Below are 3,954 nucleotides of genomic sequence, written 5' to 3'. Positions count from 1 at the left end.
TCCTTGTAAAAAATTAACTTGCTCAAAAAATGATATGAAAATTGTTAGGATACAAATTGTTATTAATATAGAAATTATATTATATGTTTCCCTCTTAGATTTTATTAATCTACCAGAATTAATATAAAACATCCTCTATCTCCTCCAAATATGCATCTATTACTATTTGCCTATCAAATTCTTTCTCAACTTTCTTTCTCCCAGCCAATCCCATACGCTTTTTATCTTCGTAGCTAAGCGTTAAAAACTTCTCAATTTTTCTTACTAGTTCTCTACTATTTTGTGGCCCTACTATATATCCTGTAACTCCACAATCAAGTGTTTCTCTACATCCACTTCTATTTGTTGTTATTATAGGTCTACCAGATGCCGCACTTTCAAGAAGTACATTTGACATTCCTTCTGGATAATATGTCGGATGTATAGTGCAATGAGTTATAGCTAATATTTTTCTTATATCTCTTTGCATACCATGATATTCAATTATTCCTCTTGCTTGAAGTTCTTTTAACTTTTCTTCGTAATCTTCTTCACAGAACCCACAAACATGGAATCTAGTATTAGGATATTTATTTCTTATATATTCTGCTGCTTCAATATATTGATCTATACCCTTTTCTTTCATTATCCTAGATATAAAAGCAAATTCTATAGTATCTTCAGGTGGATAATCTAAAACATTGAAATGACTTAAATTAACTCCTGAACCAGGTAATAATTTATGCTTTTCTTTATATATATTTTTTTCAGCAAAGAAATTCATATTTTCAGTATTTTGAAAGAAAATGCAACTTATCTTTTTAAAAGCTATTTTATAAAGCATAACTGTAAATTTTTGCATTAATCCTTCATTCTCAACTGCTGTACCTAAGCCAGTTATATTAGCTATATATGGTGTTCTTGAAAATCTACAAGCTATTCCTCCATATATATTAGGTTTAATTGTATATGTTAAAACAACATCTGGTTTTATTTTCTTAATTATATTAAAGTAATATTTTATAAGTTTTAAGTCTTCTATTATATTAGTACCATGTCTTGAAATACTAACTTCTTCATATTTACACCCCATACTTACTAAGTCGTCTATTCTTTCTCCATATGGTGAAGATATATGTACTTCATATCCTTCTTCTAATAATCTTTCTACTAATTCTTTTCTGAAATTATATATAACCACATCATGATTAACTAATATTAAGACTTTTTTCATAACTTTGTCCCTTCTGTTGAGATAATTGATTCTTTAAAATTTCTTACTCTATAATTATCTACATACTTACTCATATCTTTTTCATAAACTAGACTTCCAAAAGCCTTATTAACAACTCCCGTAAAACTTCCCATTAGCTTCAATGCAGGGTTAAAAACTCTCGTTAATTTCATTGTTTTTCCATTAGCTTCAGCTATAGTTTTTACTAATTCAGAAGTATTTACATACTCCTCATTTTGAGGGAAAAATACTCCCTTTTCCTTATTTTCAATCATAAGCCTTATAAACTCACATAAATTATCTATATGTAGCATACTTCTCTCATTATCTACTTTAGGAAATATAGGTGTTTTCTTAGCTATCTTTGAAAGTAACTGATAATTCCCTTTAGAACCTTTACCATATATCATTGGTGGTCTTAAAATCACTATATTAAAGCTATCATCTTGCAATTCAAGTATTCCTTTTTCGGCTTGCAATTTACTTTCACCATAGAAATTACTTGGAGTTGGAATTGTATTCTTATCTATTATTCTTTTTTTATTTATATTGCTACTATCACCATAAACTATAATGCTACTCATAAAAATAAATTGTTTTACTCCATGAGCCTTTGCTTGTTTAGCTGTTTCAATAGTTAAATCTCTATTAACCTTATAATATAAATCCTCCATCTTAGGATCAGTAGATACATGAGCTATTCCTGCTACATGAAATACTACATCATATTCCTTAAAGGATTTTTCCTTCCAACTTCCATCTTTCATATCAACAGTATAAATCTTATATTCACTAGGCCACTGTTCTAACCATTTTTCAAAGCTTGTTCCAATATAACTATTGGCTCCAGTTATTAATATATTTTTCACTCTAGTGTCACCTCTCTTAAAGCATTTCTTTTAAGCACTAGCTTCTTCATTTCTCTTATTTGATTTCTTATGATTTGCCCCTTCAATTACTCCCTCTGCTTTTAATACCTTAAATACAGTTAAGAATAATATCTTAATATCTAAATAAATTGATTTGTTTTCTAAATAATATTTATCTAAATATGTTTTTTGATCATCATCATTATGATCTCGTCCATTAATTTGAGCCCATCCTGTTATACCTGGTAAAAGAGTATGAACTCCTGCCTCTGTTCTTAACTCTTTTAAATTATATTGGTTATATAAAGCTGGTCTTGGTCCCACGAAGGTCATATCACCCTTAATAATATTTATTAATTGTGGAAGTTCATCTAAGCTTGTCTTTCTTAAAACCTTTCCTACTGATGTTTGGTAGTTTTTTGAATCCTTTAATTTATCTGTTGCCACATTAGGTGTTCCCACCTTCATAGTTCTAAATTTATAGAATTTAAATAACTCATTATTCTTTCCAATTCTCTGCTGTTTAAAAAATACTGGCCCCTTAGAATTTAACTTTATACATATTGCTACTATTATAAATATTGGGGATAATACCACCAATAAAATCAAACTAATAAATATATCTAATATTCTTTGCATAATTTCAACCCCTCATAAATTTTATTTATACTACTGTTCCTGGATTAATAATTGTATTTTTTTCTACTGTTTTTCCTTGAGTAATACATGCACCTGCTTTTATAGTTGATAATTCTCCTATTTTTACCATGCTTCTTATTACAGCTCCTGATGATATATGAACTCCCTCTTCTATAATAGAATCATGATCTATAGTTGAATTAATATTTAAAATGCATCCTTTACCTATATGGGAATTTACATTTACTATTGATCCTGATAATACAACTGTTCCTGCCTCAATTTTGCTATACTTACTAACAGTTGCTCTAGGATGTATTATCTTTGGTACTATAAATCCTTCTTTTAAAAGTTCCTCTATTAGCTTTAATCTAGCTTTATTATTTCCAATAGCTACAAAGGCATATTTATATTTATCTTTGAATTTTTTATATTCATTCATTTTCCCAACAATAGGGAAGTTGTATATTCTATCTATTTCTTTATTGTCATCTAGAAAAGATATTTCCTCATATTTGTTTTCTAGTTCAGCTGCTTCAACAACAACTTTTCCATGTCCGCCAGCACCAATTATAAGTAAATTACTCATTATTATTCATCTCTTTTCTATATACTTTAAACAGTAATTGCAACCTCATTAATTTTTTTCTTGTAGGTTGGAACTATTTCTTCAATTTTAGAAATTAATTCATCAATATCATCTTTTTCTATGATTAACCTAAGGTCCTCTAAATTTTTCCTCAGAACAATTATGTCAGTAAAGGTTGGTTTACCTATAAATATTTTTTTATGATTCGTATTTATAAGGCCTTCCTCACTCATTAATAATTCTTCATAAAGCTTTTCTCCAGGTCTAAGTCCTGTTATTTCTATATTTATATCTTTGTTTGGCTCATAACCTGAAAGTTTTATTAAATCATAGGCTAAATCATATATTTTTACTGGTTCTCCCATATCTAAGACAAATATTTCTCCTCCATTGGCAAAGGCTCCTGCTTGAAGCACTAATTGTGATGCCTCTGGTATAGTCATGAAATATCTAATTATATTTCTATCTGTAACTGTTACTGGTCCTCCCCTTAAAATTTGCTTTTTAAATAAAGGAATTACTGAACCATTACTACCTAATACGTTTCCAAACCTTACTGCTACAAATTTAGTCTTGCTTATTCTGTCATAGGATTGTATTATCATTTCGCAGATTCTCTTAGTTGCTCCCATTACATTAGTAGG

The 3,954-nt window shown here is 28.8% G+C and carries 5 protein-coding genes; all 5 read right to left on the bottom strand.

The genetic code is table 11. The annotated features are described in order from the left end of the window. Positions 1 to 118 precede the first annotated feature (118 nt). Positions 119 to 1,213, bottom strand: coding sequence for a glycosyltransferase family 4 protein (locus HUJ77_RS14935; RefSeq protein ID WP_291710000.1), 1,095 nt, complete (start codon positions 1,211 to 1,213; stop codon positions 119 to 121). Further along, complete coding sequence (locus tag HUJ77_RS14930) at positions 1,210 to 2,082, bottom strand: NAD-dependent epimerase/dehydratase family protein (protein ID WP_291709998.1); 873 nt, start codon at positions 2,080 to 2,082, stop codon at positions 1,210 to 1,212. The genes HUJ77_RS14935 and HUJ77_RS14930 overlap by 4 nt, the downstream gene beginning before the upstream one ends. A gap of 30 nt (positions 2,083 to 2,112) precedes the next feature. Continuing rightward, positions 2,113 to 2,721, bottom strand: coding sequence for a sugar transferase (locus HUJ77_RS14925; RefSeq protein WP_291709997.1), 609 nt, complete (start codon positions 2,719 to 2,721; stop codon positions 2,113 to 2,115). Positions 2,722 to 2,746: 25 nt separating this feature from the next. Further along, on the bottom strand, positions 2,747 to 3,310 hold the full coding sequence (locus tag HUJ77_RS14920) for an acetyltransferase (RefSeq protein WP_291709995.1): 564 nt from the start codon (positions 3,308 to 3,310) through the stop codon (positions 2,747 to 2,749). A 26-nt stretch (positions 3,311 to 3,336) separates the two neighbouring features. Next, positions 3,337 to 3,954: polysaccharide biosynthesis protein (locus HUJ77_RS14915; RefSeq protein WP_291709993.1), on the bottom strand; the 618-nt coding region annotated here is incomplete at its 5' end.

This window comes from Clostridium sp., assembly GCF_021443865.1.
In the GTDB taxonomy this organism is placed as follows: domain Bacteria; phylum Bacillota; class Clostridia; order Clostridiales; family Clostridiaceae; genus Clostridium.
This window is presented reverse-complemented; position numbering and strand designations above follow the sequence as displayed.